The 26,696-nt window shown below is 64.0% G+C and carries 30 protein-coding genes; 20 read left to right on the top strand and 10 right to left on the bottom strand.

What is annotated here, in order from left to right; all coding sequences use genetic code 11:
- The first annotated feature begins 25 nt into the window (after window positions 1-25).
- The 11 genes from AC0QUY_RS17935 (at window position 26) to AC0QUY_RS17985 (ending at window position 8,183) form a co-directional block, all read left to right on the top strand.
- Window positions 26-613: a dioxygenase family protein gene (locus tag AC0QUY_RS17935; RefSeq protein ID WP_475387772.1), complete on the top strand. Its 588-nt coding sequence runs from the start codon at window positions 26-28 to the stop codon at window positions 611-613.
- Between the two features lie 107 nt (window positions 614-720).
- Window positions 721-981: an AbrB/MazE/SpoVT family DNA-binding domain-containing protein gene (locus AC0QUY_RS17940; protein WP_057838483.1), complete on the top strand. Its 261-nt coding sequence runs from the start codon at window positions 721-723 to the stop codon at window positions 979-981.
- A complete protein-coding gene (locus tag AC0QUY_RS17945) occupies window positions 978-1,364 on the top strand; it encodes a type II toxin-antitoxin system death-on-curing family toxin (protein ID WP_161850091.1) in 387 nt (128 codons plus the stop codon). The genes AC0QUY_RS17940 and AC0QUY_RS17945 overlap by 4 nt, the downstream gene beginning before the upstream one ends.
- Before the next feature lie 83 nt (window positions 1,365-1,447).
- A complete protein-coding gene (locus AC0QUY_RS17950) occupies window positions 1,448-1,600 on the top strand; it encodes an aa3-type cytochrome c oxidase subunit IV (RefSeq protein ID WP_057858656.1) in 153 nt (50 codons plus the stop codon).
- A gap of 135 nt (window positions 1,601-1,735) precedes the next feature.
- A complete protein-coding gene (locus AC0QUY_RS17955; RefSeq protein WP_161850090.1) occupies window positions 1,736-2,863 on the top strand; it encodes a Re/Si-specific NAD(P)(+) transhydrogenase subunit alpha in 1,128 nt (375 codons plus the stop codon).
- A gap of 12 nt (window positions 2,864-2,875) precedes the next feature.
- Window positions 2,876-3,193 carry a proton-translocating transhydrogenase family protein gene (locus AC0QUY_RS17960; protein WP_475387773.1) on the top strand — a complete coding sequence of 106 codons (318 nt, stop codon included), beginning with the start codon at window positions 2,876-2,878 and terminating at the stop codon, window positions 3,191-3,193.
- 65 nt (window positions 3,194-3,258) lie between these two features.
- On the top strand, window positions 3,259-4,656 hold the full coding sequence (locus AC0QUY_RS17965; RefSeq protein ID WP_475387774.1) for an NAD(P)(+) transhydrogenase (Re/Si-specific) subunit beta: 1,398 nt from the start codon (window positions 3,259-3,261) through the stop codon (window positions 4,654-4,656).
- A gap of 18 nt (window positions 4,657-4,674) precedes the next feature.
- Window positions 4,675-5,529 carry an alpha/beta hydrolase gene (locus AC0QUY_RS17970; protein WP_475387775.1) on the top strand — a complete coding sequence of 285 codons (855 nt, stop codon included), beginning with the start codon at window positions 4,675-4,677 and terminating at the stop codon, window positions 5,527-5,529.
- A 4-nt stretch (window positions 5,530-5,533) separates the two neighbouring features.
- A complete protein-coding gene (locus tag AC0QUY_RS17975) occupies window positions 5,534-6,631 on the top strand; it encodes a calcium:cation antiporter (RefSeq protein WP_475387776.1) in 1,098 nt (365 codons plus the stop codon).
- A 21-nt stretch (window positions 6,632-6,652) separates the two neighbouring features.
- Window positions 6,653-6,937, top strand: coding sequence for a cupin domain-containing protein (locus AC0QUY_RS17980; protein ID WP_475387777.1), 285 nt, complete (start codon window positions 6,653-6,655; stop codon window positions 6,935-6,937).
- Window positions 6,938-7,133: 196 nt separating this feature from the next.
- The gene (locus tag AC0QUY_RS17985) at window positions 7,134-8,183 is read left to right on the top strand and encodes a hypothetical protein (protein ID WP_475387778.1); all 1,050 of its coding nucleotides are present in this window, start codon (window positions 7,134-7,136) and stop codon (window positions 8,181-8,183) included.
- Between the two features lie 92 nt (window positions 8,184-8,275).
- Here the strand turns inward: AC0QUY_RS17985 and AC0QUY_RS17990 are convergent, their stop codons facing one another.
- Together AC0QUY_RS17990 and rpsU are read right to left on the bottom strand one after the other, a co-directional pair.
- The gene (locus AC0QUY_RS17990) at window positions 8,276-8,878 is read right to left on the bottom strand and encodes a tetratricopeptide repeat protein (RefSeq protein WP_475387779.1); all 603 of its coding nucleotides are present in this window, start codon (window positions 8,876-8,878) and stop codon (window positions 8,276-8,278) included.
- A gap of 307 nt (window positions 8,879-9,185) precedes the next feature.
- Window positions 9,186-9,491: a 30S ribosomal protein S21 gene (gene rpsU, locus AC0QUY_RS17995; RefSeq protein ID WP_057838472.1), complete on the bottom strand. Its 306-nt coding sequence runs from the start codon at window positions 9,489-9,491 to the stop codon at window positions 9,186-9,188.
- 254 nt (window positions 9,492-9,745) lie between these two features.
- On the opposite strand from rpsU, the gene aqpZ reads away from it, so the two are divergent.
- Window positions 9,746-10,468, top strand: coding sequence for an aquaporin Z (gene aqpZ / locus AC0QUY_RS18000; protein ID WP_161850082.1), 723 nt, complete (start codon window positions 9,746-9,748; stop codon window positions 10,466-10,468).
- A 30-nt stretch (window positions 10,469-10,498) separates the two neighbouring features.
- On the opposite strand, the gene AC0QUY_RS18005 is transcribed toward aqpZ, so the two are convergent.
- Together AC0QUY_RS18005 and purE are read right to left on the bottom strand one after the other, a co-directional pair.
- Window positions 10,499-11,602 (bottom strand): 5-(carboxyamino)imidazole ribonucleotide synthase, encoded by a 1,104-nt coding sequence (locus AC0QUY_RS18005; RefSeq protein ID WP_475387780.1) that lies wholly within the window; start codon window positions 11,600-11,602, stop codon window positions 10,499-10,501.
- Entirely contained in the window at window positions 11,599-12,087 is a 489-nt protein-coding gene (gene purE, locus AC0QUY_RS18010; protein ID WP_475387781.1) for a 5-(carboxyamino)imidazole ribonucleotide mutase, read from the bottom strand. The genes AC0QUY_RS18005 and purE overlap by 4 nt, the downstream gene beginning before the upstream one ends.
- A gap of 151 nt (window positions 12,088-12,238) precedes the next feature.
- Between purE and AC0QUY_RS18015 the strand changes: the two genes are divergently transcribed.
- Window positions 12,239-12,934 carry a GGDEF domain-containing protein gene (locus tag AC0QUY_RS18015; RefSeq protein ID WP_475387782.1) on the top strand — a complete coding sequence of 232 codons (696 nt, stop codon included), beginning with the start codon at window positions 12,239-12,241 and terminating at the stop codon, window positions 12,932-12,934.
- Between the two features lie 105 nt (window positions 12,935-13,039).
- Here AC0QUY_RS18015 and AC0QUY_RS18020 read toward each other — a convergent pair whose 3' ends face one another.
- The 3 genes from AC0QUY_RS18020 to AC0QUY_RS18030 all read right to left on the bottom strand — a co-directional run bounded on the left by AC0QUY_RS18020 (window position 13,040) and on the right by AC0QUY_RS18030 (window position 13,945).
- The gene (locus AC0QUY_RS18020) at window positions 13,040-13,291 is read right to left on the bottom strand and encodes a hypothetical protein (protein WP_475387783.1); all 252 of its coding nucleotides are present in this window, start codon (window positions 13,289-13,291) and stop codon (window positions 13,040-13,042) included.
- A gap of 23 nt (window positions 13,292-13,314) precedes the next feature.
- Window positions 13,315-13,527: a hypothetical protein gene (locus AC0QUY_RS18025; protein ID WP_057838466.1), complete on the bottom strand. Its 213-nt coding sequence runs from the start codon at window positions 13,525-13,527 to the stop codon at window positions 13,315-13,317.
- A gap of 211 nt (window positions 13,528-13,738) precedes the next feature.
- Complete coding sequence (locus AC0QUY_RS18030) at window positions 13,739-13,945, bottom strand: YdcH family protein (RefSeq protein ID WP_027538800.1); 207 nt, start codon at window positions 13,943-13,945, stop codon at window positions 13,739-13,741.
- A 241-nt stretch (window positions 13,946-14,186) separates the two neighbouring features.
- Here AC0QUY_RS18030 and AC0QUY_RS18035 point away from each other — a divergent pair, with 241 nt between their 5' ends.
- Window positions 14,187-14,372, top strand: a complete 186-nt coding sequence (locus AC0QUY_RS18035; protein ID WP_057858669.1) for a YdcH family protein — start codon at window positions 14,187-14,189, stop codon at window positions 14,370-14,372.
- A gap of 88 nt (window positions 14,373-14,460) precedes the next feature.
- Here the strand turns inward: AC0QUY_RS18035 and AC0QUY_RS18040 are convergent, their stop codons facing one another.
- Window positions 14,461-15,564, bottom strand: a complete 1,104-nt coding sequence (locus tag AC0QUY_RS18040; RefSeq protein ID WP_161850076.1) for an NAD(P)/FAD-dependent oxidoreductase — start codon at window positions 15,562-15,564, stop codon at window positions 14,461-14,463.
- Between the two features lie 258 nt (window positions 15,565-15,822).
- Between AC0QUY_RS18040 and AC0QUY_RS18045 the strand changes: the two genes are divergently transcribed.
- From AC0QUY_RS18045 to AC0QUY_RS18055, 3 genes are all read left to right on the top strand, one after another.
- On the top strand, window positions 15,823-18,528 hold the full coding sequence (locus AC0QUY_RS18045) for a sensor domain-containing protein (protein ID WP_475387784.1): 2,706 nt from the start codon (window positions 15,823-15,825) through the stop codon (window positions 18,526-18,528).
- A 76-nt stretch (window positions 18,529-18,604) separates the two neighbouring features.
- Window positions 18,605-20,071 (top strand): glycerol-3-phosphate dehydrogenase, encoded by a 1,467-nt coding sequence (locus AC0QUY_RS18050; protein WP_475387785.1) that lies wholly within the window; start codon window positions 18,605-18,607, stop codon window positions 20,069-20,071.
- Window positions 20,072-20,077: 6 nt separating this feature from the next.
- Window positions 20,078-21,094: an adenylate/guanylate cyclase domain-containing protein gene (locus tag AC0QUY_RS18055; protein ID WP_475387786.1), complete on the top strand. Its 1,017-nt coding sequence runs from the start codon at window positions 20,078-20,080 to the stop codon at window positions 21,092-21,094.
- Between the two features lie 13 nt (window positions 21,095-21,107).
- On the opposite strand, the gene AC0QUY_RS18060 is transcribed toward AC0QUY_RS18055, so the two are convergent.
- A complete protein-coding gene (locus tag AC0QUY_RS18060) occupies window positions 21,108-22,418 on the bottom strand; it encodes a tetratricopeptide repeat protein (RefSeq protein ID WP_475387787.1) in 1,311 nt (436 codons plus the stop codon).
- Between the two features lie 146 nt (window positions 22,419-22,564).
- Between AC0QUY_RS18060 and AC0QUY_RS18065 the strand changes: the two genes are divergently transcribed.
- Genes AC0QUY_RS18065 through AC0QUY_RS18075 form a run of 3 tightly spaced genes read left to right on the top strand, consistent with a single transcriptional unit; the run spans window position 22,565 to window position 25,469 of the window.
- Window positions 22,565-23,743 carry an ABC transporter ATP-binding protein gene (locus AC0QUY_RS18065; protein ID WP_475387788.1) on the top strand — a complete coding sequence of 393 codons (1,179 nt, stop codon included), beginning with the start codon at window positions 22,565-22,567 and terminating at the stop codon, window positions 23,741-23,743.
- Window positions 23,740-24,654, top strand: a complete 915-nt coding sequence (locus tag AC0QUY_RS18070; RefSeq protein ID WP_475387789.1) for an ABC transporter permease — start codon at window positions 23,740-23,742, stop codon at window positions 24,652-24,654. The genes AC0QUY_RS18065 and AC0QUY_RS18070 overlap by 4 nt, the downstream gene beginning before the upstream one ends.
- Window positions 24,654-25,469 carry an ABC transporter permease gene (locus AC0QUY_RS18075; protein WP_475387790.1) on the top strand — a complete coding sequence of 272 codons (816 nt, stop codon included), beginning with the start codon at window positions 24,654-24,656 and terminating at the stop codon, window positions 25,467-25,469. Before AC0QUY_RS18070 ends, AC0QUY_RS18075 begins: the two co-directional genes overlap by 1 nt.
- Before the next feature lie 39 nt (window positions 25,470-25,508).
- On the opposite strand, the gene AC0QUY_RS18080 is transcribed toward AC0QUY_RS18075, so the two are convergent.
- Window positions 25,509-26,588 carry an AbrB family transcriptional regulator gene (locus AC0QUY_RS18080; RefSeq protein ID WP_475387822.1) on the bottom strand — a complete coding sequence of 360 codons (1,080 nt, stop codon included), beginning with the start codon at window positions 26,586-26,588 and terminating at the stop codon, window positions 25,509-25,511.
- Window positions 26,589-26,696: the final 108 nt, after the last annotated feature.

The following is a 26,696-nucleotide window of genomic DNA, read 5'->3' on the forward strand; positions in this document are numbered from 1 at the left end:
GGTGGCGACAGGAGGGGAGGGCCCCATGATCGACACCCCCACGCGGCGCGTTGTACTTGGAGCGGGAGTCTTCGCAGCCGGTTCGCTGCTCATGATCGATGGTAGCGTGGCTCAGGCCTCGCTTGCGCCGACGCCCGAATGCCGCGACGGCGACGACGCCACCGTGGCGCAAACCGAAGGACCATACTTCAAGCCATCGTCGCCTGAGCGAACCGAGCTGTTCGAAGAGGGCATGGCGGGGCAGCCGATCGAACTGGTCGGCTTCGTGCTCACCCGTGCCTGCAAACCGCTCGCTGGAGCCTTGCTGGATTTCTGGCAGGCAGATGACAAGGGCCGCTATGACAATTCCGGCTTCCGTCTGCGCGGCCACCAGTTCTCCGATGCGGAAGGGCGCTACAAGTTGCGCAGTATCGTGCCCGGCGCCTATGTCGGCCGCACCCGCCATATCCACGTGAAGGTGCAGCCGCGCGGCGGCCGTGTGCTGACCACCCAGCTCTATTTCCCCGGCGAGTCGAAAAACCGCTCCGACGGCCTGTTCCGCAAGGACTTGCAGATACGCACGGCCAAGAACGCGGGGTGGCTGGCCGGGCGTTTCGACTTCGTGCTCGGGTAGGGGCCGCCGCGCTAGAGGCCGTAAAACATTTGTTGAACAGGTGGCCTGAGGCGTGTTATACAGTTTGTATAACGGAGCTTGCGCCCATGAACAAAACCCCTCGCGGTATGGAGGAGGCCTCTCGCGAATACAAGCTGGAGGACACTGCCCTTCAAATTCGGAAGATTGGCAATTCGGTTGGTGTGATCCTGCCGAAAGAGCTTCTTGCCCGGCTCAATCTCAAGGAGGGGGACAAGTTCTACCCGGTCGAACAACCGGACGGCAGTCTGCGGCTTTCGCCATTCAACCCAAAGCACGCACGGACCATGGAAATCGCCCGCCAGGTCATGCACGAATATCGCGATACGTTTGCCGCGCTTGCAAAATGAGCGAGCCAATTCGGCTCGACGTCGATGAAGTCATCGACATGCATGCCGAGCAACTGGCGATATTCGGCGGTCCGGAAGGCATTCGGGATCACGGCCTTCTCGAGTCGGCGGTTTTGCGGCCGGTCAACCAATGGAATTACGGACAGAAGGATATGGCTGCACTCGCTGCGGCCTATGCCTTTGGTCTCGCCCGTAACCATGCATTCGTGGACGGCAACAAGCGTATCGCGTTCCACGCCATGATGGTGTTCCTGCGCGTCAACGACATACCCTTTGCTCCTGATCCGGCACACGCAACGGCCATCATCCTCTCCCTCGCCGCGGGCGAGGTCAGCGAGGAAAGCCTGACCCGCTGGATCCGGGATAATTGGCCTTCCGAATGACCCGATAGGCAGGGGGCCGTTGCCCTCCCAAACGCTTTGCGGTAATTGCACGCGAGAAACACGGATTTTCACTGGGGATACCGATGGCAGACCATAACGAAGTGGCCTACACGACCGCTGACGGCAACGACTATGTGGCCCATGAGCAGACCTATGAAGGTTTCATCATGCTGGTCAAATACGGCACCGCCGCCGTCGTGATCATCGTCGCCCTGATGGGCTACTTCCTGACCTGACGCGTCGCTGCCTGCACCCGCCCACGCCGGCGGTGAAAAAAATTGCACGCATGCCGGTTGCGAAACCGGTATCCAACTAAGCGAAAAAGACGCTAGTTTGCTTGCGCGCGCCTGCCGCGCAGCGGGGGAGGCCTCATGAAGATTGCCGTTGCCAAGGAAATCGATCCGTCCGAACCGCGGGTTGCCGCTTCCCCTGATACCGTGAAGAAGTTCAAGGCGCTCGGCGCCGAGGTCGCGATCGAGCCGGGCGCGGGCATCAAATCGGGACTGCCGGATTCCGAATTCACCGCTGTTGGAGCCACCGTCAGCGCGGACGCGCTGAAGGACGCCGACATCATCATCAAGGTGAAGCGGCCGGAAGCCTCCGAGCTTTCGCAATACAAGCGCGGCGCGTTGGTCATCGCGATCATGGACCCCTACGGCAATGAAGCGGCCTTGAAGACGATCGCGGATGCCGGCGTCGCGGCATTTGCAATGGAATTGATGCCGCGCATTACGCGCGCACAAGTCATGGACGTGCTGTCCAGCCAAGCGAACCTCGCCGGCTATCGCGCGGTGATCGAGGCGGCCGAGTCCTTTGGTCGCGCGTTCCCGATGATGATGACCGCGGCCGGCACCGTTCCGGCGGCGAAAGTGTTCGTGATGGGCGTTGGCGTCGCCGGCCTGCAGGCGATTGCGACCGCACGCCGGCTCGGCGCCGTCGTCACCGCGACCGACGTGCGGCCGGCGACGAAAGAGCAGGTCGAGTCGCTCGGCGCCAAGTTCCTCGCGGTCGAGGACGAGGAGTTCAAGAACGCCCAGACCGCCGGCGGCTACGCCAAGGAAATGTCGAAAGAGTATCAGGCCAAGCAGGCCGCACTGACCGCCGAGCACGTCAAGAAACAGGACATCGTCATCACGACGGCCCTGATCCCTGGCCGCCCGGCGCCAAAGCTCGTCAGCACTGACATGGTGAAATCGATGAAGCCGGGCTCGGTGCTGGTCGACCTTGCCGTCGAGCGCGGCGGCAATGTCGAGGGGGCCAAGGCCGGCGAGGTCGTCGATGTCGATGGCATCAAGATCGTTGGCTACACCAACGTCGCCGGCCGTGTCGCGCAGTCGGCCTCCAGCCTTTATGCCCGCAACCTGTTCTCGTTCATCGAGACGATGGTCGATAAGCCGAACAAGGCACTCGCGGTCAACTGGGACGACGAGCTGGTGAAAGCCACTGCGTTGACCAAGGACGGCGCCGTCGTCCATCCGAACTTCCAGCCGAAAGCCTAAAGGAGAGAAGCCATGGAGCACGTCGCTCAAGCCGTCGATCCCTTCGTATTCCGGCTGTCGATTTTCGTCCTCGCCGTCTTCGTCGGCTATTTCGTGGTCTGGTCGGTGACCCCGGCGCTGCATACGCCGCTGATGTCGGTGACGAACGCGATCTCCTCGGTGATCGTGGTCGGCGCGTTGCTCGCGGTCGGCGTGCCGATGATCTCGAGCGGCAGCGGCTGGGCGCGCGGCTTCGGCTTCGTCGCGCTGATCTTTGCCTGCGTGAATATCTTCGGCGGCTTCCTTGTCACCCAGCGCATGCTGGCGATGTACAAGAAGAAAGCCAAGTGAAGATCGAGTGAAACGACGAGCGAGCGGCGTGCACCTCGCGGTGACGAAGACAATGGGGACCTGAGATGAACGCCAATCTGGCTGCATTGCTGTATCTCGTGGCGGGGGTGCTCTTCATCCTGTCGCTGCGCGGACTGTCCAGTCCCGCGACGTCACGCCAGGGCAACCTGTTCGGCATGATCGGCATGGCGATCGCGATCGGCACGACGCTCGCAAGCCATCCGCCGGCGGACGGCGTCGCCTGGGTGCTTGTGATCCTAGGCATTGCCATCGGCGGCGCGATCGGTGCCGTCATCGCGCGCAAGGTGCCGATGACGTCGATGCCTGAGCTGGTCGCCGCTTTCCACTCGCTGGTCGGTATGGCCGCGGTCCTGGTCGCCGCCGGCGCCTTCTACGCGCCCGAGGCCTTCGACATCGGCAAGCCCGGCGCCATCCACGCCTCGAGCCTGGTCGAGATGTCGCTTGGTGTTGCGATCGGCGCGCTGACCTTCACCGGCTCGGTGATCGCGTTCCTGAAGCTTTCCGCGCGCATGAGCGGTGCGCCGATCATCCTGCCCGGCCGCCACATCATCAACATTGCGCTGGCGCTTGCGCTGGTATTCTTCATTTTCGGCCTGGTGCGGTCCGGCAGCGCGATCGACTTCTGGCTGATCACCATCATCGCGCTGGTGCTCGGCGTGCTCATGATCATTCCGATCGGCGGCGCCGACATGCCGGTCGTGATCTCGATGCTGAACTCCTATTCGGGATGGGCCGCGGCCGGCATCGGTTTCACACTCGGCAACTCCGCGCTGATCATCACCGGCGCGCTGGTCGGCTCCTCGGGCGCGATCCTGTCCTACATCATGTGCCACGCGATGAACCGCTCGTTCATCTCGGTCATCCTCGGCGGCTTCGGCGGCGAGACCGCGGCCGCGGGCGGCGGCTCCGGCGAGCAGAAGCCGGCAAAGCTCGGCTCGGCCGATGACGCCTCCTTCATCATGAAGAACGCATCGAAGGTCATCATCGTGCCCGGCTATGGCATGGCGGTGGCGCAGGCCCAGCACGCGCTGCGCGAAATGGCCGACCTCTTGAAGAAGGAAGGCGTCGAGGTGAAGTACGCGATTCACCCGGTCGCGGGCCGCATGCCCGGCCACATGAACGTGTTGCTAGCGGAAGCCAACGTGCCCTATGACGAGGTGTTCGAACTCGAGGACATCAACTCCGAATTCGCCCAGGCCGACATCGCCTTCGTGATCGGCGCCAACGACGTCACCAATCCGGCCGCGGAAGAAGACAAGACCTCGCCGATCTACGGCATGCCGGTGCTGCAGGTCTGGAAGGCCGGCACCGTGATGTTCATCAAGCGCTCGCTGGCGTCGGGTTATGCCGGCATCGACAATCCGCTGTTCTATCGCGACAACACCATGATGCTCCTTGGTGACGCCAAGAAGGTCACCGAGAATATCGTCAAGGGGATGTGACGCGATCGAAGGAAATTCATGACCGCGCTGAAATGGCTGCTGATCATCGTTTCGGCGGGTTATGTCTCTGGTCTGCTTGCGCTGTTCTTTGCGCAGCGCGCCGTCCTGTATCCCGCTCCGACGAGCGCGCGCACGGCACCTGCTTCGGCGGGTTTTCCCGAAGCTGAAGAACATGTCCTGGCCACGGCTGATGGCGAGAGGGTCATCGTCTGGCATGTTCCGGCGAGGCCTGGGCGTCCGGTCGTCCTCTATTTCCACGGCAATGGCGATTATCTCGCCGGTTTCTTCGGCCGCTTTCGCGGCCTGATTGCCGACGGGATCGGAATCGTCGCGCTGTCTTATCGCGGCTACGCCGGCTCCAGCGGGCAACCGAGCGAGCAGGGATTGCTGCAGGATGCCGCGGTCGCCTACGGCTTCACGGCGACGCGATACAGCACGGACAGAATCGTCGCGTGGGGGTTCTCCCTCGGCACCGGCGTCGCCGTCGCGCTGGCGGCCGAACAGCCGGTCGGAAAGCTGATCCTGGAATCGCCCTATACGTCCATCGTGGACGTCGCCGCTTCGGCGTTCTGGTTTGCGCCGGTACGGCTATTGATGCGGGATCGGTTTCACTCCGACCAGCGCATCGGCCGGATCCGGGTTCCGCTGCTCGTGATGCATGGCGCACTCGATCCCACGATACCCGTTGTCTTTGGCGAACGGCTGTTTGCGCTGGCGAACGAGCCGAAACGGTTCGTCCGCCTCGCCCGCGGCGGTCATAACGATCTGGACAATTTCGGCGCGATTGAAATCGCGCGGAATTTCATCAACCTTGCGAAAGGGTCGATGCAGGGACGGTTGCATCTTCCATCCCCGAACCGGTTGGGAACTTGACCGCATGAGTGCACACGGACGAATGCCGCAATCGGCGTGGATATTCCCCGCGCTGGCGATGCTGCTGTTCGCCGTGGCCACCGGCTTCGGGCTCACTTTCACGCCGTCCGTTGGTGGTCTTGTATTCGCGGTGGTACTGCTGTCGATCCTGTTCGGCACCGTGTTCGCCGCCGTGCACCATGCCGAGGTGATCGCCGAGAGAATCGGCGAGCCCTACGGCACCCTGCTGTTGACGCTTGCGGTCACCATCATCGAAGTCGCGCTGATCGCCACCATCATGCTCGGCGAAAAGCCGCAGCCCGCGTTGGCGCGAGACACCGTGTTTGCCGTGGTGATGATCGTGTGCAACGGCCTCGTCGGCCTCTGTATCTTCATTGGCGGCCTGCGCTACCGCGAGCAGGATTTTCAGGTCTCGGGCGCGAACCTCTATCTCAGCGTGCTGTTCGTGCTGGCTACGATTACGCTGATCATGCCCAATTATACGCTGACAACGCCGGGGCCGATCTATTCGTCGGTGCAGCTTGGCTTTGTGGACCTGGTCACGCTCATGCTCTACGGCGTGTTCCTTTATACCCAGACGATCCGGCATAGTGATTACTTCATCAAGGGAGGCGCCGGTGCTGCCACCGAAACGTCATCCCTGTCGAACCGGATGCTGGTGCTCAGCATCGCGCTGCTGCTTGTCTCCTTGCTTGCGGTGGTGCTTCTGGCGAAGAAGTTTTCGCTCGTGGTCGATGTCGTGACCGCGATGATCGGCGCCCCACCGGCGTTTGCCGGCGTGCTGGTCGCGGTCCTGATTCTGCTCCCGGAGGGGGTCACCGCCATTGCAGCTGCGCGCAACAACGATCTGCAGAAGAGCATCAATCTTGCGCTCGGATCGTCGCTGGCGACCATCGGGCTGACCATTCCAGCGGTCGGCGTGGCCACCTATGTGCTCGACAAGGAACTCGTGCTCGGGCTCAACAGTCAGGGCATGGTGTTGCTGCTCCTCACGTTTTTCCTGAGCATGCTCACCTTCGGCACCGGCCGAACCAACATCCTGTTCGGGCTGGTGCATATGGTGGTGTTTGCCGTGTACCTGTTCATGGTATTCGTGCCGTAATTGCCCCGGAGTGAACCCGATATGCTCGCCGCCAAGTCCGATGTTCAGGTCGATACAGCCGAAGTCCGCGTCACCGAATGGCGGCTGGCGCCGGGCAGCGCCACCGGCCATCACACCCACGAGATGGATTACGTGATCGTGCCGGTGACCTCGGGCGAGATGACCATCGTCGCGCCAAACGGCGAACGCACCAAGGCGCAGCTCGGGGCCGGCAAATCCTATTTCCGGAAAGCCGGCGTCGAGCACGATGTGCTGAACGAGACGACAAGCGAGATCGTGTTTCTGGAGGTCGAGCTGAAGCCCTGACCCGCCACCTCAGGTCCACGTCTGCTTCGCCGGGCAGGGACGTCGTACGCTGCACTGTGGCCTGGAGAAGGACAGACGCAACCTGGTTCCACTCGACCTGCACAGGAACTGCTGAATTGCCACCGATCCGTCGCAGTTGATCCCTCAATGTGCCTCAAAGTTCCGGCAATTGAGCACCCCGCGGGGAGTGGCAGGAATGCTGAATTATCTGAAGAAATTTGCGGTGGACATCTTCCCCTCGGTGGCTGCGACCGTCATCGGGGCGTACATCGTAAACCACTACATCGTGAGCAAGCCCGCGGACGCTCCTCCCGCCGCCGCGGTATCGCCTGCCACCCCCAAGGGGGACGGCAAGGTTGAAGCCAAATCCGATGCCAAGTCTGATGATGCCAAGGCTGATGATGCCAAGTCTGATGCTACCAAGTCGGTTGAGAGCACGGCCAGCAATCTCCCGGCCGCAGGCGTCAAGGCGCGGGGAATCTCCGAGAAGGCCATCATGGAGAAGACCGCGGCCGAACGGCCGGCGGTGGTCGAGAAGGCCCAGAAGGCCGACGAAAAGGCTGAGGCCAAGGCCGACGCCAAATCCGATTCGAACAAGTCCGATACGAACAAGTCCGACGTGAAATCGGCCGAAAGCCCTGCTGACGCCGATCGCCGTCACGCTGCGGCGCCGCGTGAAAAGGAAAAAATTCGGGTCGTGCTGCCATCGCCGATCCAGCCTGTGAATTCTTCACCGGCTCCGGTTGCGGCGGCTGCCCCGCCCGCGCCGGCCGCCCCTGTCGAGACTTCGGCTGCGCCGGAAGAGCGCCGCGATGCCAACGATCTGGCGCGTGCCGCGATCGAGCGCCTGCGTGCCAACGGCGAAACGTCGCCACGCAGCCCCGAGACAGTCCGCGCTCCCGAGGCGCCGAAGGTCGCGGCTGCGCCGGCGGTCACGAATGCGCCTGCCACCGCGCATGCGCCCGCGCTTCGTCCGCTGCCGCCGCCGATCATGGTCTCGGGCTCCTCCGCCGGCGAACCCTATGGTCAGGCTTCGTCGGGTCAGACTTCATCGCAGGCACGGCCGCCTTATGCCGACGCCGGCAACCCGAACCGCCCGATCCCGCCCGCCGAGATTCCCGTCTCGCGTCCGCTCGATCTGCGTGCGGAAGTCGCAGAACCTTCCGTACGCGAGCGCGCCACGGCGGCTGCCGAGGACGCGCTGTCGACCGCCAAATCGATCTTCCACTCGGTGCTGCCGAGGTAATCCAACATAGCGTTTTCGAGCGAAGCATGCCCCCAGGCTTGACCCGGGGGTCGCATCCTGCGCGCAAAGAAAACGCGCCAGTATGAAAAGATCTAACCGCCGGTGCGCGCAAGCCCGCTTCGCGCGGCCTCGTCCTTGGGCCGGAGCGCGAGCGCACGGCCATAGGATGCGAACGCCTTGGCCTTGTCGCCGAGCCGCTCATAGGTGACGCCACGGGCCGACCAGGCTTGCGCGCTGTTGGGATCGGTCTGCACCGCCTCGTCGAGATCGGAAGCGGCTTCCTTGGCCTTGTCGATCGCGAGGTAGCTGGTGGCACGCGCCAGCAGCGGCTCGACCCGTTGCGGGGTCAGGCCATTGGCCGCAGTGAAATCCGCGATCGCCTGCTCGTGCTGCTTCTCGCCCTGATAGATCAGGCCGCGGCCATACAGGGCCGGCACGTTGTAGGGATCGAGTACGAGCGCGCGGTCGAATTCAGCCATCGCCTCATCGGTCTTGCCGGCCTTGGCGAGCGCCTGGCCGCGCGCCGCGTGACCCTGGGCATCACTGACGCTTTGTCCGCTGATGGTGCCGGTCGGCTTCTGTTCGAGGACCTGCGGCTTTTCCTTGTCCGATCCCCATGAGCCCAGGTCGAACGAACAGCCGCAGAGAGGAAGAGCAAAAACAGTTGCGAGCAGCGCGACAGATGCGGCCGTCAAGCGCGAGGCGCGGGAAGAGGCATTGCAATCCGTAACGGCCATGCAGCGGAAGACTTTCGGATTCGATGCAGTAATTCGTAACCTGCCGGGCGCTAAAATGCATCGACCAAAATAGCCGCAACGCGACCGGGGCGATTGCCGTCCAACGTTTTTCCGGATCGCGGCGGGTCACCGCGGCCTTTGCGCAAGTGATGCGGAAGACCGGACGGAACGCGCACGACGTATTCCGGCCGAATCGCCTGCTATCAAAAACAAAAACGCGGACCCGAGGCCCGCGTTTTCAATTCAGAACTCTTTGAGAACGCGCTCAGCGCGGTCCGCGCGGACCTGCACCCGGGCCGCCACGACCGCCAGCGCCACCACGGTCGCCACCGGGACCAGCGCCGAACACCGGCTTCGGCTTCATCGGCAGCAGGCCTTCGCGCTGCAGCTTCTTGCGGGCCAGCTTGCGCGCGCGGCGCACGGCTTCGGCCTTTTCACGGGCCTTCTTCTCGGAGGGCTTTTCGTAGTGTCCGCGGAGCTTCATCTCGCGGAAGATACCCTCACGCTGCATCTTCTTCTTCAGCGCCTTGAGGGCTTGATCGACATTGTTATCGCGAACGAGAACCTGCACGCGGCATCCTCTTTCAATTGATCGGATAGGAATTCTGGTAAAGTGAAGGGCCGGCGAAAGGCCTGGCCCTCAACCCTGAGCGCGGGCATGTAGCAGACAAAACCGCGAATGTCCACCGGAGAAGGCGGTTTTCGGCCCGGGGACGTCACGAAAATCGGCGGAATTCGGCCAATACAGGCCCGGTTTCCGCAGATAACGAGCCCCTCACGGGCCCTCCCTAGCATCCGGGAACGCAAAACATGCGGGAGGCGAGTATGAATACCAAAAAATATACCGCTGAAGCGATCGGCACGTTCTGGCTCACTTTTGCGGGATGCGGCAGCGCGGTCATTGCCGCCGGCTTCCCGCAGGTCGGTATCGGCCTGGTCGGTGTGTCCCTGGCGTTCGGGCTGAGCGTCGTGACCATGGCCTATGCGATCGGGCACGTTTCCGGTTGCCATCTCAATCCCGCCGTGACGGTCGGCCTTGCAGCTGGTGGCCGCTTTCCGACCGGTCAGATCCTGCCTTATGTCATCGCGCAGGTGATTGGCGCGGTCGCGGCCGCGGCGCTGCTCTACGTGATCGCGAGCAGTGCGCCTGGCTTCGATCTGGCCAAGGGCTTTGCCTCCAATGGCTATGACGCACATTCGCCCGGTCAGTACGGCATGGTGGCCTGCTTCATTACCGAGGTGGTGATGACCATGATGTTCCTGTTCATCATCATGGGCGCCACCCACGGCAAGGCGCCTGCGGGCTTTGCGCCGCTGGCGATTGGCCTTGCGCTGGTGATGATTCATCTCGTCAGCATTCCCGTCACCAACACGTCGGTGAACCCAGCACGCAGCACGGGCCCAGCGCTGTTCGTCGGCGGCTGGGCGCTGGCGCAGCTCTGGCTGTTCTGGGTTGCACCGCTGATCGGCGGTGCGCTTGGTGGCGTGCTCTATCGCTGGCTCAGCGAGGAGCCGGTCGGCATCGTGGAAGGCGTAAGGACGGCCTGATCTGCAACCGAACTCGGCGAGCACACCGCGCTATTTGTTGCTCGCCGGGACCACTTCGGTGACATGGCCCATCTTGCGGCCCGGCCGGGGCGGGCCCTTGCCGTAGAGGTGCACGGTGGCGCCGGGCACCGTCAGCCACTGCTCGTAGTCGAGGATATCGTCGCCGATCAGGTTGGTCATGACGATCTCGCCGTGACGAACCGGCTTGGCGAGCGGCCAGCCGGCAATCGCACGGATGTGTTGCTCGAATTGCGAGACCGAGGCGCCATCCAGCGTCCAGTGCCCGGAATTATGCACCCGCGGCGCGATCTCGTTGACCAGCACGTGCGGTCCGCCGTTTCCGCCAACGACGAACAACTCGACCGCGAGCACGCCGACATAGTCGAGCGCATGGGCGATCTTCTCGGCGACGGCACGCGCCTGTGCCGCCAACTCATCCGAAATCGCCGCCGGCACGCGCGAGAATTTAAGGATGTGATCGCGGTGCTCGTTTTCGGTGACGTCGTAACACTCGACCGTACCGTCCGCTCCGCGCGCGGCGATCACGGAGACCTCGCGCTCGTAGGGAACGAAGGCTTCGAGAATCGCGGATTTGGTGCCGAGGTCTTCCCAGACTTGGGCCGGATTATCGCCCTCGCGAATGATCGCCTGGCCCTTGCCGTCGTAACCGAAGCGGCGGGTCTTGATCACGGCGGGAAGGCCGATGCGGGCAATGGCGCTCTGCAGGCTTTCCACCGACGATACGTCGGCATAGTCGGCGGTGCCGATGCCGAGCCGCTTGACGAAATCCTTTTCGATCAGCCGGTCCTGCGTGGTCTCCAGGATCTTCTGCGCCGGCAAGACCGGACGCCGCGCATTCAGCACCATGGCGGTGGCGGCCGGCACGTTCTCGAATTCATAGGTGATGACGTCGACATCGTTGGCGAACAACTCCAGCGCCTCGACATCGGCGTATTCGGCGCAGGTTGCGTTCAGCACCACATCGAAGGCGGGCGAATCCGGATCCGGCGAAAACACCTGGCACTTGAGGCCAAGGCGCGCCGCCGCCATGGCCAGCATCCGGCCCAATTGTCCGCCGCCGAGAATTCCGATGGTGTCGCCCGGCTTCAGCTTCACCTTGCCTGAAGCCGTCACGCCGAACCCTCCGGACGCTCCTTGACCGCATCGGTCTGCTGCTGGCGCCAGGCGGCGAGCCTGCCCGCGAGCGGTGCGTCATTCAGCGCGAGCACGCTGGCCGCGAGCAGGGCGGCGTTGACGGCGCCGGCTTTGCCGATCGCCAGCGTGCCGACGGGAACGCCGGCTGGCATCTGCACAATCGAGTAGAGCGAGTCGACCCCCGACAACGCCTTGGATTCAACGGGAACGCCGAAGACGGGCAGTTCGGTCAGGGCCGCCGCCATGCCCGGCAGATGCGCGGCGCCGCCGGCGCCAGCGATGATCACCTTGAAGCCGGCGGCCTTGGCGCCCTTGGCGAAGGCAAATAGCCGGTCCGGGGTCCGGTGGGCCGAAACGATGCGTTTTTCGCAGTCGACCCCGAGTGCGGCCAGGGTCTCGGCGGCGTGGCGCATGGTCTCCCAGTCGGACTGGCTGCCCATAATGATGGCGATCGGTGCGGTCATCTCGTCAATTCTGTCCGGGAATCCAGAAACATAGGCCGATTATAGGATCGGCCAGGGGCTCATCCAAGGCGTGGCAAGGGATCAGGAATGGACTATCCTGTCTTGGTGAATCCCGGCAAGCCTTCATAAGCGTGCCTGCACAGGGAAGGCCATGAAGAAGAAAACCAGGGCGACCGCCTCCAGGGCCGGAAAACGGCCCAAAAGCGCGGCTTCCGGGCAAAAATCCGCACCGCGGCGATCCTCCGCACCGACCTCCCGGCCGCCGGCCACCTCCAACGACACCAAGACGACGATTCGCCGGTTGAGGGCGCAACTGGCCCAGACGCAGGCGCAGATCGAGGAACTTCAGGCCTCCGCCGATACCGACTTCCTGCTGGGCATCCCGAACCGGCGCGGCTTCGAGCGCGAGCTCCATCGCGCGATCGCTTACATCAAACGCTACCGCGCCTCCGGCGCCCTGGTCGTGCTCGACGTCGATCGCTTAAAGCCGATCAATGATGCCTTCGGACATGCCGCGGGCGACCAGGTGCTCAAGGCCATTGTCGCGGCGCTGTTGGCGCAGGTGCGCGCTTCCGACGTGGTCGGCAGGCTCGGCGGCGACGAGTTCGCACTGCTGCTCTGGAATCTCAGCGAGACCGACGCCAGGGCCAAGGCGGCCGCGCTTGAAGAAGCGATCGATCGCCTCACCTTCGTGTTCGCTGGTCGCACCATCACTGCGGGCGCTTCCGCGGGCGTCTCCGTTCTCGATACCCACTCCGAAGTCAGCCGCGCGCTGGAAGCGGCCGACAGCGCCATGTATGTGCGCAAGGCCCTGCGGCGGCATGAAGCGAATTCGCAGAATATGTAGCTGGGCAAAGGCGCGAAGCGCCGTGCCCACCATCAGACAAGCGTTAAAGAAGGTGATGGGCACGCTTGCGCATTGCCCACCCGGCGAACTCCGATCAGCGGTCCGTCACAACCCGCTGAGATCGTCCGGCACATTGCCGAACGTGCGCAGCAGTTTCGCGTCGCCGAATTCGCCGATCATGGGATCGCCGCTGCGGCTGAAGGCGACGGCACCGATGCTGCCGGCCATCCGCGACATCGTCTCGGCACGGCGCAACGCAGCGGTCGGGCTCTGGCATTCTTCCGCTGCGCCCGCCACCGGCGAGCCGCTATCGTCCTGCAGGAATGGCATTGCGACGTAGTAGGTGACATCGGCCATTGTCTTGCTCCGGGTTTGAATGATCAGGCGGCGTCGCTTTCCACACGGGAGGCTCTCGCCGGCACGCAGCCGGCGGCGATGGCCGCCTGCAATTCCTCCAGCTCGATTTCCAGATACTCGTTCGCCATGATCAGCGCCTTGATGGTCGAGCGCAGATTGCCGTCGCACATCGCAATGGCCTGGTCGCAGGCCTGCTCGTAACGGCTGTTGTCGGACAGGGGTGAAGGGGCGGACATGGCAGACTCCCTGGGCTGGCGGCAGGGAGATATGTTCTCTTTTTGTTCTCATGGAGTCAAGGCGCATCGGCCATCGACAGCCTGTTTTTGCGCCGGCCGCCCGGCGCGAGCGTCGCCCCCGTCGCCGGGGTGTGGATGTCGGGGAAAAACGATCTGCCGAAACGCTGACGATTTTGCGCGCCGAACTGGCCGAACCAAGCCAGCGCAACGGTCAGGCGATGATGTCAGGCGTGATCTGATCTTCGATGAAGGCGATGCGGTCGCGCAATTGCAGCTTGCGCTTCTTCAGCCGCTGGAGCCGTAACAAGTCCGGTGCCGGCGACTGATGCAGCGCGTCGATCGCCGCATCGAGATCGCGATGCTCCTGCTGCAGGCGGGCGAGCTCGTTCTCAAGCTCGCGCTCATCTTCGTCGGTCATGGTGTACGTTAGCTGAAAGCGCGATCAGGTTGCGAACGGATTCTTCGAAGGCTGGCGGTGAATATCGTCGCTGCGCGGCCGCTCCGCAAGCTGACCCGGTTCCATAGTCACGATTGGTTACAGATAAATCCGAAAATATGAGGAGGCTCGCTTCTGGAAATCCCATCGACAGATTCCGGGGCTGGTGTACACTCCGCCGTCCGGATCGAATCTGAGGTTTCACCCACCGAGGAGATTTCGTATGGCTCTACAGGCGCATCTTGTTGAACTTGAACGTAAACACAAGATCCTCGAGAACGAATTGCACGAAGCGCTCGTGCACCTTTCCACAGACGACCTGCAAATTGTCGAGTTGAAGCGCCGCAAGCTAATGGTCAAGGACCAGATCGAGCGGTTGAAACAAACCGCCGACGAAACCCTCCACTAACCAGTCCCACAGAGTATTCGAAACGCCACGCAGCCAGCCGATGGGCGCAGATGCGCTCATCGGGCTGATGATGCTTGTACGGGCCCGTTCAGCGTTCGGCCAGCGTGCCGACATGATCGGCGATCGCGAGCGACGACGTCAGCCCTGGCGATTCGATACCGAACAGGTTGATCAATCCGGCCACGCCATGATCGGCGGGGCCCTGGATCAGAAAATCCTGCGTGGCGACGGCCGGCGGCACGATCTTCGGCCGGATTCCGGAATAGCTTGGCATCAGCGCGCCGTCCGGCAGCGTCGGCCAGTAGCGCCGGATCGCGGGATAGAATCGTTCGGCGCGGGCAGGGTCCACCGCATAGTCGATGCTCTCGACCCATTCGACGTCGGGGCCGAACCGGGCCTGTCCGGCCATGTCGAGGGTGAGGTGCACGCCTAATCCGCCGGGCTCCGGCACCGGATATATCAGCCGTGAAAATGGGGCCCGTGCGCTGCAGCTGAAATAATTTCCCTTGGCGAGATAGGCGCAAGGAATCATTTCGATCGGCATGCCCTCGATGCTGCGCGCGACGGCGGGCGCGCTTAAGCCAGCCGAATTGACGAGCAGGTTGCATGCAAGCGTCATCGGCGCATCGCCACCGGCCTCGATTTCGATCCGGCCGCCGCTGGCCTGAGCGTGCAACAGCGGGGTGTGGAATGCGAAAGCCGCGCCGGCTTCCTCCGCATCGCCCCGCAGCGCCAGCATGTAGGCGTGGCTGTCGATGATGCCGGTGGACGGCGAAAGCAGCGCCGCATCGCAATTCAGCGCCGGCTCCAGTTCGCGCGCCGCCTCGCCCGTGAGCAATTGCATGTCGCCGACGCCATTGGCTTCGGCATGAGCGCGGATCGATTGCAGCTTTTCGGTTTCCTTCGGCGTCGTCGCCACGATCAGCTTGCCGCAGTTGCGGTGCGGGATGCCGTGGTCGCGGCAATACCGGTAGAGCGCACGTTTGCCGCTGACGCACATCTGCGCCATCAGGCTGCCCGCGCGGTAATAGATCCCGGCGTGGATCACCTCGCTGTTGCGCGAGGAGATGATGGTGCCGATACCCTCGGCGGCCTCGAGCACGATCACTTCGCGGCCCGACTGGGCCAGCCGTCGGGCGATCGCGAGCCCGACGACCCCCGCTCCGATGACGACGCAATCGACCTTGTCCATGTCTGCTTCAGGCTCGGAAATCTGGCGCAGGAATCGGCGCTTGCCACGCTCGGTGATGACAGCTTCGTTCGCTGAAGCCGTCGAACAACCCATTGGTTTGTCTCGACATACGCCGCCAACGCAGTCCCGTTAGTAAAGCATTAATCATGTCAGGCCAATTGCCGTAATTTGGGTCACATTTTAGAATTGCACGGGTAGGCGTTTACCCGATCCAAACTCGTCAAGCCAGACACTCCGCCCGCAAACCTCGGGGCGGTAATGGCTGACAGGAACTGGCAGGTAGGACGGAAGAATTCGATTCCGGCGCAGGCCCTCGTCTGTCTGCTCGCCACCGCCATGCCGTGCGGAATGGCGTGGGGCGCCGGCCCTTCGGCGGGCTTTGCACCGGCGGGCTATATCGGCGAATTCGATCCGAATAGGGTGTGGGAATTCCTGATCGGCGGAATCGTCGTCGTCTCCTTCCTGGCTGCGATCGGCATCTGGATTCTGGCGGCGTTGCGTGGGGCGAAGCGCGCGCAAATGCAGCGCAGCGCCTTCATCAGTTCGGCGCTGAACAACCTCAACCAGGGCGTGATGATGACCAACGCGCAAAACCGCGTGGTCTTCTGCAACGATCGCTTTCTGGAAATGTATGGGCTGAGCCGCGCCGAGATTTCGAGCCGCATGACCGGCCGCGAACTGCTCGAACTGCGGCGCGCGCGCGGGCTGCTCGATCTCACCGTCGAGGAGTTCGGCAAGCTGGCCCGCCGCCCCGAAGGCGTCGTCACCGAACTGCCGGACGGGCGATCGGTGCTCTCGAAGATCTTCCGCCTGCCCAATGGCGGGACGATCGGAACGCACGAGGACTACACCGAACAACGCCAGCTGTCGCGCAAGTTGGCATCGACCACCAAGTTTCTGGAATCGGTGCTCGACAACGTTCCGGTCTGCGTCGCCGCCAAGAACATCGAGGACGGCCGCTACATCTTCGCCAACCGCGCGTTCGAGCGCTTTTCGCGCTTCTCCCGCGATCACATCGTCGGCAAGCGCGCCGACGAGATTTTCCGCCCCGAAACCGCAAAGAGCATTGAGGCGGCGGACCGGGCGGCGTTGGCGGCGCCGGAAGGCTATCATCGCAGCGAATACAGCGTCGAACGCGGCGACGACGAGCGCATCCTCTCGTCTAACCGCGTGGTGGCGCGCAACGAGAACAACAAGCCGGAATTCCTGATCACGCTGTTCGATGACGTCACCGACCGGCGGTCGCTGTCGCGCGAACTCGAAAATACCAAGAAATTCCTCGAGCTGGTGGTCGACAACATCCCGGTGTCGCTGATCGTCGAGCGCGTCAGCGACGGGCGCTATCTACTCGCCAACCGCAGCGCCGAGACCATTCTCAATCGCCGCCGCGAGGACGCCACCGGCCTGACCGCCGCCGACATCTTCAATCCGCGCGAGGCCAAACTGATCATCGCGCGCGACGAGGCTGCGATCAAGAAGCGCAGCCTGCTGACCGAAGAGCACCCGATCTCCACCAAGGATGGCTTGCGGCTGTTTCTGACCCGCCGCATGACCGTGCTCGATGAGGCCGGCGAGCCGCAATACCTGATCAAGACCCATGAGGACGTCACCGACCGCCGCCAGACCGAGTCGCGGATGGCGCACATGGCCTATCATGACGGCCTGACGGACCTGCCGAACCGCGCCGCCTTCCTGCAGGCGCTGGCCCAGATGATCGAGGCCTGCGCCGGCACGGACGAGGAATTCGCGGTGTTGTGCGTCGACCTCGATGGCCTGAAGGAAATCAACGACGTGTTCGGCCACGCGATGGGCGACAAGCTCCTGATCAAGGTCGCTGGCCGCATCCAGGCCTGCGCCCGCGGCGGCGTGGTCGCCCGGTTGTCCGGCGACGAGTTCGGCCTGATCATCGACGGCAAGCAGCCGGAGGCGGGCAAGGTGCTGGCCGAGAAACTCGCGCAAACGCTGTCGGACGAATTCGTGATCGACGGCAAGTCGGTGCGAACCGGGGTCACCACCGGCATCTCGGTATTTCCGCATAACGGTTCGGACGCTGCTTCCCTGCTCGCCAATTCCGGCGCGGCGCTGTTCCGCGCCAAGCAGAAGTCGCGCGGGTCGATCAGCATTTTCGAGCCGGAGATGGACCAGCAGATCCGCGACCGCCGCGTGCTGCACCAGGACCTCTCGATGGCGATCCGGAACGGCGAATTGTCGCTGTATTACCAGCCGCAGGCCGCGGCGGGGCCGACGATCGGTACCAGCAAGGTGATTGGCTTCGAGGCGCTGGCGCGCTGGATCCATCCGGTGCGCGGTTTCGTGTCGCCCGGCGAATTCATTCCGCTCGCCGAAGAAAGCGGCCTGATCGTTGAGATGGGTGACTGGATCCTGCGCGAAGCCTGCCGGGAGGCGGCCTCCTGGCCGGTGCCGATGCAGATCGCGGTTAACCTGTCGCCGGCGCAGTTCATGCACGGCGACGTCGTCAGCCTGGTGCATTCGATCCTGCTCGAGACGGGACTGGCGCCCGACCGGCTCGAACTCGAAATCACCGAGGGCGTGCTGATCGAGGATTTCGACCGCGGTCTCGCCTTGCTGAGACGGCTGAAGTCGCTCGGCGTGCGGATCTCGATGGACGATTTCGGTTCCGGCTATTCCTCGCTGAGCTATCTGCAGGCGTTCCCGTTCGACAAGATCAAGATCGACCGCGCCTTTGTCATGAATCTCGGGCGCAATCCGCAATCGGCGGCGATCGTTCGCGCCGTCATCGATCTCGGCCACGGCCTGGAAATGTCGATCGTCGCCGAAGGCGTGGAGACCCAGGAACAGCTCAGCTTCCTCGCCGACGAGGGCTGTGATGCGGTGCAGGGTTATCTGCTCGGCAAGCCCCAGCCGATCGGCCACTACGCGGCGTTGGTCGGTCGCAGCGCCGCCAACGACGTCGAGACCGAACGCAAGCTCGCCAGCGCCTGATTTCGCGAGCGACATCCACTTTTGGCCATCATGCCCTAGTGTAGTGAAGTCAGATTCTCTCCAGTAGCGCTCGCGTATGGCGGACTACGATCTCGCGATCATTGGCGGCGGGCTGAACGGCGTCAGCATCGCGCGCGACGCCGTCGGCCGTGGCTTGCGCGTCATTCTGCTGGAGCAAGGCGATCTCGGCGCGGGCGCTTCGTCGGCCTCGCCGCGGCTGATCCATGGCGATCTTGCGGGGCTGGAGCGCCGCCATTTCCTGCGCGTTCGTTCCGCGCTCGCCGAGCGCGACACCTGGCTCAGGATCGCGCCACATCTGGTGCGTCCGATGCGCTTTGCGATCCCGGCCCATTCGGATGAACGTCCGGACTGGCAGTTGCGCTCATGGCTCCTGCTCTACGACCGGCTGGCCTCGCGCAGCGGCCTGCCGGCCTCGGCGACCGTCGACGTCACGCATCATCCCATCGGCAATGCGCTGAAGCGGCCGTTCGGCACCGCCTTTGAATATTCCGACTGCGTCGTGGACGATTCGCGCCTGGTGGTTCTCACCGCCGTCGATGCCGCGGCGCGCGGCGCGGTGATTCGCACCGGCGCGCGCTGCAGCCGGGCCGAACGCGGCAGGGAATGGCGGCTGGTGACGATCGATCGCGGTTTTCGCCAGGTGGTCACGGCAAGGGCGGTCGCGAACGCCACCGGCGCCTGGACGCCGTCCGTTGCCGAGACGGTGTTGCGCGTGCCGCCGCCGAAGCTTGCCGCCGTGCAGATGGACCAGATCGTCGTCCGCCGTCTGTTCGACAGCGACAACATCTATGTGTTCCAGAACAATGACGGCCGGCTGATTTTCGCCAGTCCCTATGAGCGCGATTTTACCCTGATCGGCACCGTCAGCCATGCCTTCAACGGCGATCCCGCCATCGTCGCGATGGCGGCTGGCGACGTCGCCTATCTCTGCGATGCGGCGAACCGCTATTTCCGCGAGCGGGTCGAGACGGTCGACGTGGTGCGTACGCTTTCCGGCGCCAACATGGTGCGGCCCGCCGCGAGCGGGCGCGACGGGGCGATCTTGCTCGACCATGGGCGCGGCAAGGCGCCGCTGCTCACGGTGTTCGGCGGCGACGTTACCACCTCGCGGCTGCGCGCCGAGCGGGCGGTCTCGGAACTGACGCCGTTCTATCCGATGTCGGTGCGCTGGACCGCCAAGACGCCGCTGCCCGGCGGCGATTTCGCCTGGGATCGCTTCGACAACGAGGTCGAGGACGTCCGCGACCGCTGGCGGTTTCTCGGCGAGGAGCAGGCGAGGCGGCTGGTTGCCGCCTACGGAACAGACGTCAAGGAAATCCTGGGCGAGGCCAAAGAACGCAGCGAACTCGGCCCGGCCTTCGGGCCGGAATTGACGGGCGCCGAAGTGCGCTATCTCATGCAAAAGGAATGGGCGCGTTTTCCGGACGATATTTTGTGGCGGCGCACCAAGCTTGGCCTCACCATGGATCCTGAGGATCGCGACGCCCTCGCAGTGTTCATGGCCGCTTCAAGACTGGGATGAATCAATATGCGGCGCGTGATCAGGCCGACTGCTTTGCTGGCGATGATCGGCTTGTTCGGGGGAATAGCCTATCGCTATTTTCTTGACGATCCGAGCGAAGCAACCTTGCCGTACTATCTTAGGAGCATGATGCATGGGATGGGCATCACGTTCGCCGCCTGGGGTGTTCATCTCTACTTCACGTCGCGACGAAGTGAGTGGATCAGCAAATGGCCGCTGCTGATGGATCTGGCGGTGCGCTCCGCGACCATGGCTATCGTCGTCGCCAGCGCGGCGCTGGTCTTGCAGGTGACGCTGTACTGGGAATCGATCAAGACGAAGTGGTTGATCGAACAGTTTCCCGGCATCGTTGCGATTAGCTTCTTCGCGTCTCTGATCGTCATGTCAGCCTTTGAGCTGACACGGCTGGTCGGCAGCCGCGTGCTGTTCAATATAGCGCTTGGGCGCTACCGAAGCCCGGTGCGGGAAGCGCGCGTGCTGATGTTTCTCGACCTTGCCAGCTCGACTTCGCTCGCCGAATCGATGGGCGAGCTGCGCGTGCAGGGCCTGCTCACTCGCTTCTTCTTCGACATCGACGATGCGATCGTCGCGCATGGCGGCGAGGTCCACGCCTATGTTGGCGATGAGGTCATCGTGACCTGGCCGCTCGATGACAGGATGTCGGGTGGGCGCTGCATCGATTGCTTCTTCGCGATTGCGGACAGCATCGCGGAACGAGCTGATTTCTACAGGCAGGAGTTCGGCATGGTGCCGAGCTTTCGCGCCGGCCTGCATGCCGGTCACGTAGCGATCAGCGAGTGCGGCAGCTCACGCCGCCAGCTTGCCTATTTCGGCGATACCGTGAACGTGACGGCGCGGCTGCAGGAGCACTGCAAGGAGGCCGGCCGGAATTTGCTGGTCTCTGCCGATTTGCTGCGTCACATGAAGCTCAAGCCGGCCTTTTCCGTCGAAGCGCTCGGCGAGGTTCGCTTGCGGGGCCGGGCGGCCGCCGTCGAGGTATTTGCGGTCGAACGGCGGACCTGATGCAGCGGCGAGCCTAGTTTCGTTGCGCCGCGCGCGCCCAGGCTTCGTCGCGTGCCGATGGCCTGCGGTCGAGCCGCCCCGAGATGCGGCTCGCGGCCTTGTCGCCGTGACCTGCGCGCATATAGGCGACGATCAGCGTGTCCTCCCACAATTCGCGCTGGGCGTGGCTGCCGCCGATCCGCGCCAGTTCGGCAACGGCAGGCTCGAGCAGGCGGATCGCCTCCGCATGATCGCTTGCCGCAAATGCCCTGATACCGCGGCAAAGTTCGATGGCTACGCGGCCGGGCAGCAGCTTGCCATCGGCGTCGCGCGCTTCGAGCTGCGCCAGCCGCGCATCCAGCGCATCGCCGCCGGTCATTGCGGTAGCCAGCGCAAAATGCACGTCGGCAAAATGCGCGCCCGCCTGCGGAAAGTATTTTTCGCCGTAGGCAGCCATGTCGCGCCAATGCGGCTCCAGCCCGGTCTGGCCGGCCAGCGCGAGCCGCCACAGCAGCGAGGCGCCATCGGTGAAGATGTTCAGCGGCGGGTAGGGGCGGCCCGCCGGCTTGATATGCTGTTCGTAGATCGCAAGCGCGCCGTCGAGATTGCCGGCGTCGAGCAGGGTCAGCGCGACGTGCCAGGCCAGATGCCCGTGCAGAAAACTCTGGCGATCATGCGTGGGCATCCACTGCGACAGAAATTGGCGGCCCGCTGCCATGTCGCCCTGCTCGAACATGGCGTGCGACAGGCCGTGCGCGGCATTGGCATTGGCCGCTCGCAAACCCATCGCGCGCTCGGATAGCGTCCGCCCGGCGGAGAGATTTCCTGCCTCGGTGTGCGACCAGCCGAGATAAGAGACGAACCACCAGTCTTCGCCATAATGCCGTGCATGGCGTTCGCAGATCGCGAGCTTGGCGGCGTCGTGGTCGGGACGGCCCGAGAACGCGTAGAGACCGAACGCGCCGAGCGGGATCGACAGCACCTGTGCGTCGCGCGGATATTCATCGAGATGCGCCTCGGCGCCGGTCAGGGCCAGTTTCGGCTTGCTCTCGATCACGGCGGCCATGATCTCGACATGGCTCTTTTCGCGAGGGCTGGCGCCCGCGGCCAGTTCACGGGCCTGCGCGGCAAGAGCACGCGCCTTGCCGCCCTCCATGTTGAGCTGGTGCAGCCGCGCACGCCCGATATGAGCCAGCGCAAATCCCGGATCTTCCGCGATTGCCTTGTCGAAGGCGTCCTCCGCGCCGTGCCAGGCCGACAGCATGCAGTCGACGCCGTCGCGGTAATGCGCCGCGGCGCGATCCGAGTTGGTTGTCAGCGGCAGGTCATATCTGTCCCGGTTCATTTTCTTGTCCTTGGGCCCGAGGGTCGGCAAGCCTAGCAGAGACGAGCGCTGCGGCATCCACAATATTGTGGCTGCCCCTCTCCAGCCGGTTGAGCGGATGCCGATCCGCCGCTAGCGTGCGGCCACGATGGGCCCAGGCAGGTGACATGACCGAGGAAGCGCCTGATATCGACACGCGGAATATCGAGGTATCGGCCGGACACGCCGATGCGGCGGCGACCGACGCGCCGCTGCTCCGCATCGAGGCAGTCTCCAAGAAGTTCGGCACCTTCCGCGCGGTGGACCGGCTCTCGCTCGACATCAGGGCCGGGGAATTCTTCGCGCTGCTCGGCCCAAGCGGCTGCGGCAAGACCACGCTGCTGCGTATGCTCGCCGGCTTCGAGACGCCCGACGAGGGCCGCATCCTGCTCGGTGGCCGCGACATCGCGCCGGTGTTGCCGCATGAGCGGCCCGTCAACATGATGTTTCAGAATTACGCGCTGTTTCCGCATCTTTCGGTGCGGGATAATATCGCGTTCGGCCTGAAGCGCGCCGGGATGGTCCGCGCCGCCATCGATACCCGCGTCGACGAAATGGTGACGCTGGTCAAGCTTGAGGGCATGGAGAAGCGGAAGCCCGATCAGCTCTCCGGCGGCCAGAAGCAGCGCGTGGCGCTGGCGCGCTCGCTGGCGCGACGACCAAAGGTCCTGCTGCTCGATGAGCCCCTGGCCGCGCTCGACAAGAAGCTGCGCGAGAGCACGCAACAGGAACTGATGGAGCTGCAACGCCGGCTCGGCATGACCTTCATCGTCGTCACCCACGATCAGGAAGAGGCGATGACGATGGCGAACCGGATCGGCGTCATGAATGCCGGCCGGCTCGAACAGGTCGCCACCCCGCGCGACCTCTACGAGGCGCCCGCCTCGCGCTGGGTCGCCGAGTTCGTCGGCGACGTCAACCTGTTCGACGGCGACGTCACCTCGCGCGAGCATCATCGCCTGACGATTGCGACTCGCGATGCTGGGACCATCGTGGTCTCCGAGCCGCGTCAGCCCGTCACGAAGACACAGGTCTCGGTCGCGATCCGCCCGGAGAAGGTGAAATTGTCGCGCCGGGGCCCGGCGCCGGATGCGGCCGGTTCGCAGGCGATCAACCGGCTCGAAGGCGTCATCACCGATGTCAGCTATCTCGGCGGGTCGACCGTCTACAAGGTCAAGCTCGACACCGGTGCGGTGGTGCGCTCGTCGGTGGCCAATACCAGCCGGCGCGATACCGATACCTGCAGCGCGGGCCAGCGCGTGGTGGCGTGGTTCACGCCGGACGATTGCGTGGTGCTGGAACGATGAGCGCGCGCCGCATCTTTGCACAGCCGGCGCGCTATGCCGCCATCGCGCCATATCTCTGGATGGTGCTGTTCTTCCTGGTGCCGTTCGGCTTCGTGCTGAAGATCAGCCTGTCGCAGACCGCCATTGCGCAACCGCCCTATGTGCCCGTGTTCGATTTCTCCGAAGGATGGGCCGCGATCAAGGCGGCCTTCGCGCAGCTATCGCTCGACAATTTCGGGCTGCTAGCTTCCGACAGTCTCTACATCAGTTCCTATCTGCGCAGCCTCGTCGTTGCCGTAACCTCGACATTGTTCTTGCTCCTGATCGGTTACCCCATCGCTTACGGCATGGCGCGGCTGCCGCAGCGCTGGCAGCCGATCGCGATGATGCTGGTGATCGTGCCGTTCTGGACCTCGTTCCTGATCCGCATCTATGCCTGGATCAACATCCTGCAGCATGACGGCCTGCTCAATCAGGCGTTGCTGACGCTGCGCCTGGTCTCGGCACCAGTGGTGTGGCTGTCGACCGATACCGCGATGTATATCGGCATCGTCTATTCCTATCTGCCGTTCATGATCCTGCCGCTCTATGCGACGCTCTCCAAGCTGGACGCCTCGCTGCTCGAGGCGGCAGCCGACCTTGGTGCGTCGCCGCGGCAGGCATTCTGGCTGGTCACGTTCCCGCTGTCGTTACCGGGCGTCGGCGCCGGCGCGCTGCTCTGCTTCATCCCGATCCTCGGCGAGTTCGTCATCCCGGATCTTTTGGCCGGCTCCGGTTCGATGATGATCGGCCAGACGCTGTGGCTGGAGTTCTTCACCAACAAGGATTGGCCGGTCGCCGCTGCAGCCGCGGTGGCGCTGCTGGTTCTGCTGGTGCCGCCATTGGTGCTGTACGACCGGCTGCAGCGCCGGACGCTGGAGGGCGCGAAGTGATGGCCCGGCGGGTCAACAGGATGTCGCCGTTCAACGTCACCTCGCTGGCGCTGGGGCTGGCGTTCCTGTACCTGCCGATCGTCATTCTCGTCATCTATTCGTTCAACGCCTCCCGGCTGGTGACGGTGTGGGGTGGCTGGTCGCTGCGCTGGTATTACGAATTCTTCAACGACCGCGCCATGCTGGACGCCGCCTGGATGAGCCTGCGCGTTGCCGCGGTATCGGCCACATCAGCGACGCTGCTCGGCACGCTGGCAGCCGTAGGCCTGGCGCGCGGCGAACGGTTCAGGGGTCGGGCGCTGTTTTCCGGCATGCTCTATGCGCCGCTGGTGATGCCCGAGGTGATCTCGGGGCTATCGCTGCTGCTATTGTTCGTGGCGCTGAATGCCGAGCGCGGCTTCTGGACAGTGACCATTGCTCATACCACGCTAACGATGTGCTTCGTCACCGTGGTGGTGCAGTCGCGCCTGGCCTCGCTCGACCGCAGCCTGGAGGAGGCGGCGATGGATCTCGGCTGCAATCCGGTGCAGGCATTCGTTCGCGTGACGCTGCCGCTCATCGTTCCCGCGATTGCGGCAGGCTGGATGCTGGCCTTCACGCTGTCGCTCGACGACGTCGTGATCGCGAGTTTTACCACCGGTCCCGGCTCGGCGACGCTGCCGATCCGGATCTATTCCGAGGTGCGGCTCGGCGTGAAGCCCGAGATCAATGCGATCTGCACCATGGTGATCGCGCTGATCGCCGTGGTGATCGTGATCGCCTCGCTCGCCTCGAAGCTGTCGAGCACGCAGGGCGAGAGCGCGGCGCCGCTTTGAGCTCGTCATTGCGGGGACGAGACTACCGGACCTGGCCGCTCAATCGTCCACATCCTCCTGCGGCCGTCCGAACAGATGCACGATGCCCGGCGTCGTGATCGAGACGAACACGAAGCGTGACAGATGATGGGCGCCGACGAAGATCGGATCGATATGCAGCGTGAGCGCCAACGCCAGCATGGCGTCCATCGCGCCGGGTGCAAACGCCACCACGACGTCGGCAAAGCGCACATGGGTGGTCAGCACGACCACCGTGACGAAAACGGCTGAAATGACGATGGCGACCGCGAACGAGCCCAGGCCGGCATTGATGTGGCTGACGAGCGTCGACCTGCTAATCCGCGCAAAGCGCGTGCCGATCAGGGCGCCGATACCGACCAGCGCCACGCCGCGCATCCAGGGCGGCAGGCCGCCCTCGATCAGGCCGGTGCCGTGCAGCACGGCCGAGGCGATCATCGCGCCGAACATCCAGCTGGCTGGAAAATTGGCGAGCCGAAGCAGCAGTGCAACCGCGATGGCGGCGCCGGCCAGCACGGCGAGTTCGAGCGGCGAGGCAATCAGGCTCGCCACCTCCACCGGCGCAGAGGGTGCGATGCCGGTCAGCGCCAGCAGCAGCGGCAGGGCCGCGGTCAGGATGATCACGCGCATGGTCTGCACCACCGCGATTGCGGCGACATCGGCGCCCTTCTCGGCGGCCAGCATGGTGATCTGCGACAGCGCGCCGGGGCTGCCGGCGAGCAGCGCCGAAGTCTTGTCCCAGGCATGCATGCGCTGCAGGTAGAAGCTGGAGCCGAAGGTCGAGCAGAACGTCGCCAGCGCCAACAGGCCGATGGTCAGGGGGTAGGCGCTCACGTGCTGGATCAACTGCCGCGAGACCAGCGAGCCCAGTGTGACGCCGAGCAGCACCAGCACGGTCTGGGTCAGGATCGGCGGCATCGTCACCGGCCTCCCGGCCATGGCGGCGATGCCGACGGCGGCCATCGCGCCGGAAATCAGCCCGCCTGGCAAATTGAGCCATAGGAACAAGAGGCCGCCGGCGGCGCCGATCACGAGCGTCTCGAGCGTGCCAAGGATTTTGGCGCGGTCGGCAACGGCGGAAGATATCGAGGTGGGGATCAGGCTCACGCTGCCTTATGGCAAATCCGCACACGCCGGACAAATGCGTCACGCGATTGCAGCAATGCAACGGTAGCGTCTGCACAAGGCCTGCACAAACCTCCCGCCGCG

The organism is Bradyrhizobium sp. WYCCWR15520, assembly GCF_056174665.1.

Excerpts from the sequence above, each read along its gene's own strand:
- AC0QUY_RS17935 (WP_475387772.1), top strand. The coding sequence starts at position 26 with ATGATCGACACCCCCACGCGGCGCGTTGTACTTGGAGCGGGAGTCTTC.
- AC0QUY_RS17940 (WP_057838483.1), top strand. The coding sequence starts at position 721 with ATGGAGGAGGCCTCTCGCGAATACAAGCTGGAGGACACTGCCCTTCAA.
- AC0QUY_RS17945 (WP_161850091.1), top strand. The coding sequence starts at position 978 with ATGAGCGAGCCAATTCGGCTCGACGTCGATGAAGTCATCGACATGCAT.
- AC0QUY_RS17950 (WP_057858656.1), top strand. The coding sequence starts at position 1,448 with ATGGCAGACCATAACGAAGTGGCCTACACGACCGCTGACGGCAACGAC.
- AC0QUY_RS17955 (WP_161850090.1), top strand. The coding sequence starts at position 1,736 with ATGAAGATTGCCGTTGCCAAGGAAATCGATCCGTCCGAACCGCGGGTT.
- AC0QUY_RS17960 (WP_475387773.1), top strand. The coding sequence starts at position 2,876 with ATGGAGCACGTCGCTCAAGCCGTCGATCCCTTCGTATTCCGGCTGTCG.
- AC0QUY_RS17965 (WP_475387774.1), top strand. The coding sequence starts at position 3,259 with ATGAACGCCAATCTGGCTGCATTGCTGTATCTCGTGGCGGGGGTGCTC.
- AC0QUY_RS17970 (WP_475387775.1), top strand. The coding sequence starts at position 4,675 with ATGACCGCGCTGAAATGGCTGCTGATCATCGTTTCGGCGGGTTATGTC.
- AC0QUY_RS17975 (WP_475387776.1), top strand. The coding sequence starts at position 5,534 with ATGAGTGCACACGGACGAATGCCGCAATCGGCGTGGATATTCCCCGCG.
- AC0QUY_RS17980 (WP_475387777.1), top strand. The coding sequence starts at position 6,653 with ATGCTCGCCGCCAAGTCCGATGTTCAGGTCGATACAGCCGAAGTCCGC.
- AC0QUY_RS17985 (WP_475387778.1), top strand. The coding sequence starts at position 7,134 with ATGCTGAATTATCTGAAGAAATTTGCGGTGGACATCTTCCCCTCGGTG.
- aqpZ (WP_161850082.1), top strand. The coding sequence starts at position 9,746 with ATGAATACCAAAAAATATACCGCTGAAGCGATCGGCACGTTCTGGCTC.
- purE (WP_475387781.1), bottom strand. The coding sequence starts at position 12,087 with ATGACCGCACCGATCGCCATCATTATGGGCAGCCAGTCCGACTGGGAG.
- AC0QUY_RS18015 (WP_475387782.1), top strand. The coding sequence starts at position 12,239 with ATGAAGAAGAAAACCAGGGCGACCGCCTCCAGGGCCGGAAAACGGCCC.
- AC0QUY_RS18020 (WP_475387783.1), bottom strand. The coding sequence starts at position 13,291 with ATGGCCGATGTCACCTACTACGTCGCAATGCCATTCCTGCAGGACGAT.
- AC0QUY_RS18025 (WP_057838466.1), bottom strand. The coding sequence starts at position 13,527 with ATGTCCGCCCCTTCACCCCTGTCCGACAACAGCCGTTACGAGCAGGCC.
- AC0QUY_RS18030 (WP_027538800.1), bottom strand. The coding sequence starts at position 13,945 with ATGACCGACGAAGATGAGCGCGAGCTTGAGAACGAGCTCGCCCGCCTG.
- AC0QUY_RS18035 (WP_057858669.1), top strand. The coding sequence starts at position 14,187 with ATGGCTCTACAGGCGCATCTTGTTGAACTTGAACGTAAACACAAGATC.
- AC0QUY_RS18040 (WP_161850076.1), bottom strand. The coding sequence starts at position 15,564 with ATGGACAAGGTCGATTGCGTCGTCATCGGAGCGGGGGTCGTCGGGCTC.
- AC0QUY_RS18045 (WP_475387784.1), top strand. The coding sequence starts at position 15,823 with ATGGCTGACAGGAACTGGCAGGTAGGACGGAAGAATTCGATTCCGGCG.
- AC0QUY_RS18050 (WP_475387785.1), top strand. The coding sequence starts at position 18,605 with ATGGCGGACTACGATCTCGCGATCATTGGCGGCGGGCTGAACGGCGTC.
- AC0QUY_RS18055 (WP_475387786.1), top strand. The coding sequence starts at position 20,078 with ATGCGGCGCGTGATCAGGCCGACTGCTTTGCTGGCGATGATCGGCTTG.
- AC0QUY_RS18060 (WP_475387787.1), bottom strand. The coding sequence starts at position 22,418 with ATGAACCGGGACAGATATGACCTGCCGCTGACAACCAACTCGGATCGC.
- AC0QUY_RS18065 (WP_475387788.1), top strand. The coding sequence starts at position 22,565 with ATGACCGAGGAAGCGCCTGATATCGACACGCGGAATATCGAGGTATCG.
- AC0QUY_RS18070 (WP_475387789.1), top strand. The coding sequence starts at position 23,740 with ATGAGCGCGCGCCGCATCTTTGCACAGCCGGCGCGCTATGCCGCCATC.
- AC0QUY_RS18075 (WP_475387790.1), top strand. The coding sequence starts at position 24,654 with ATGGCCCGGCGGGTCAACAGGATGTCGCCGTTCAACGTCACCTCGCTG.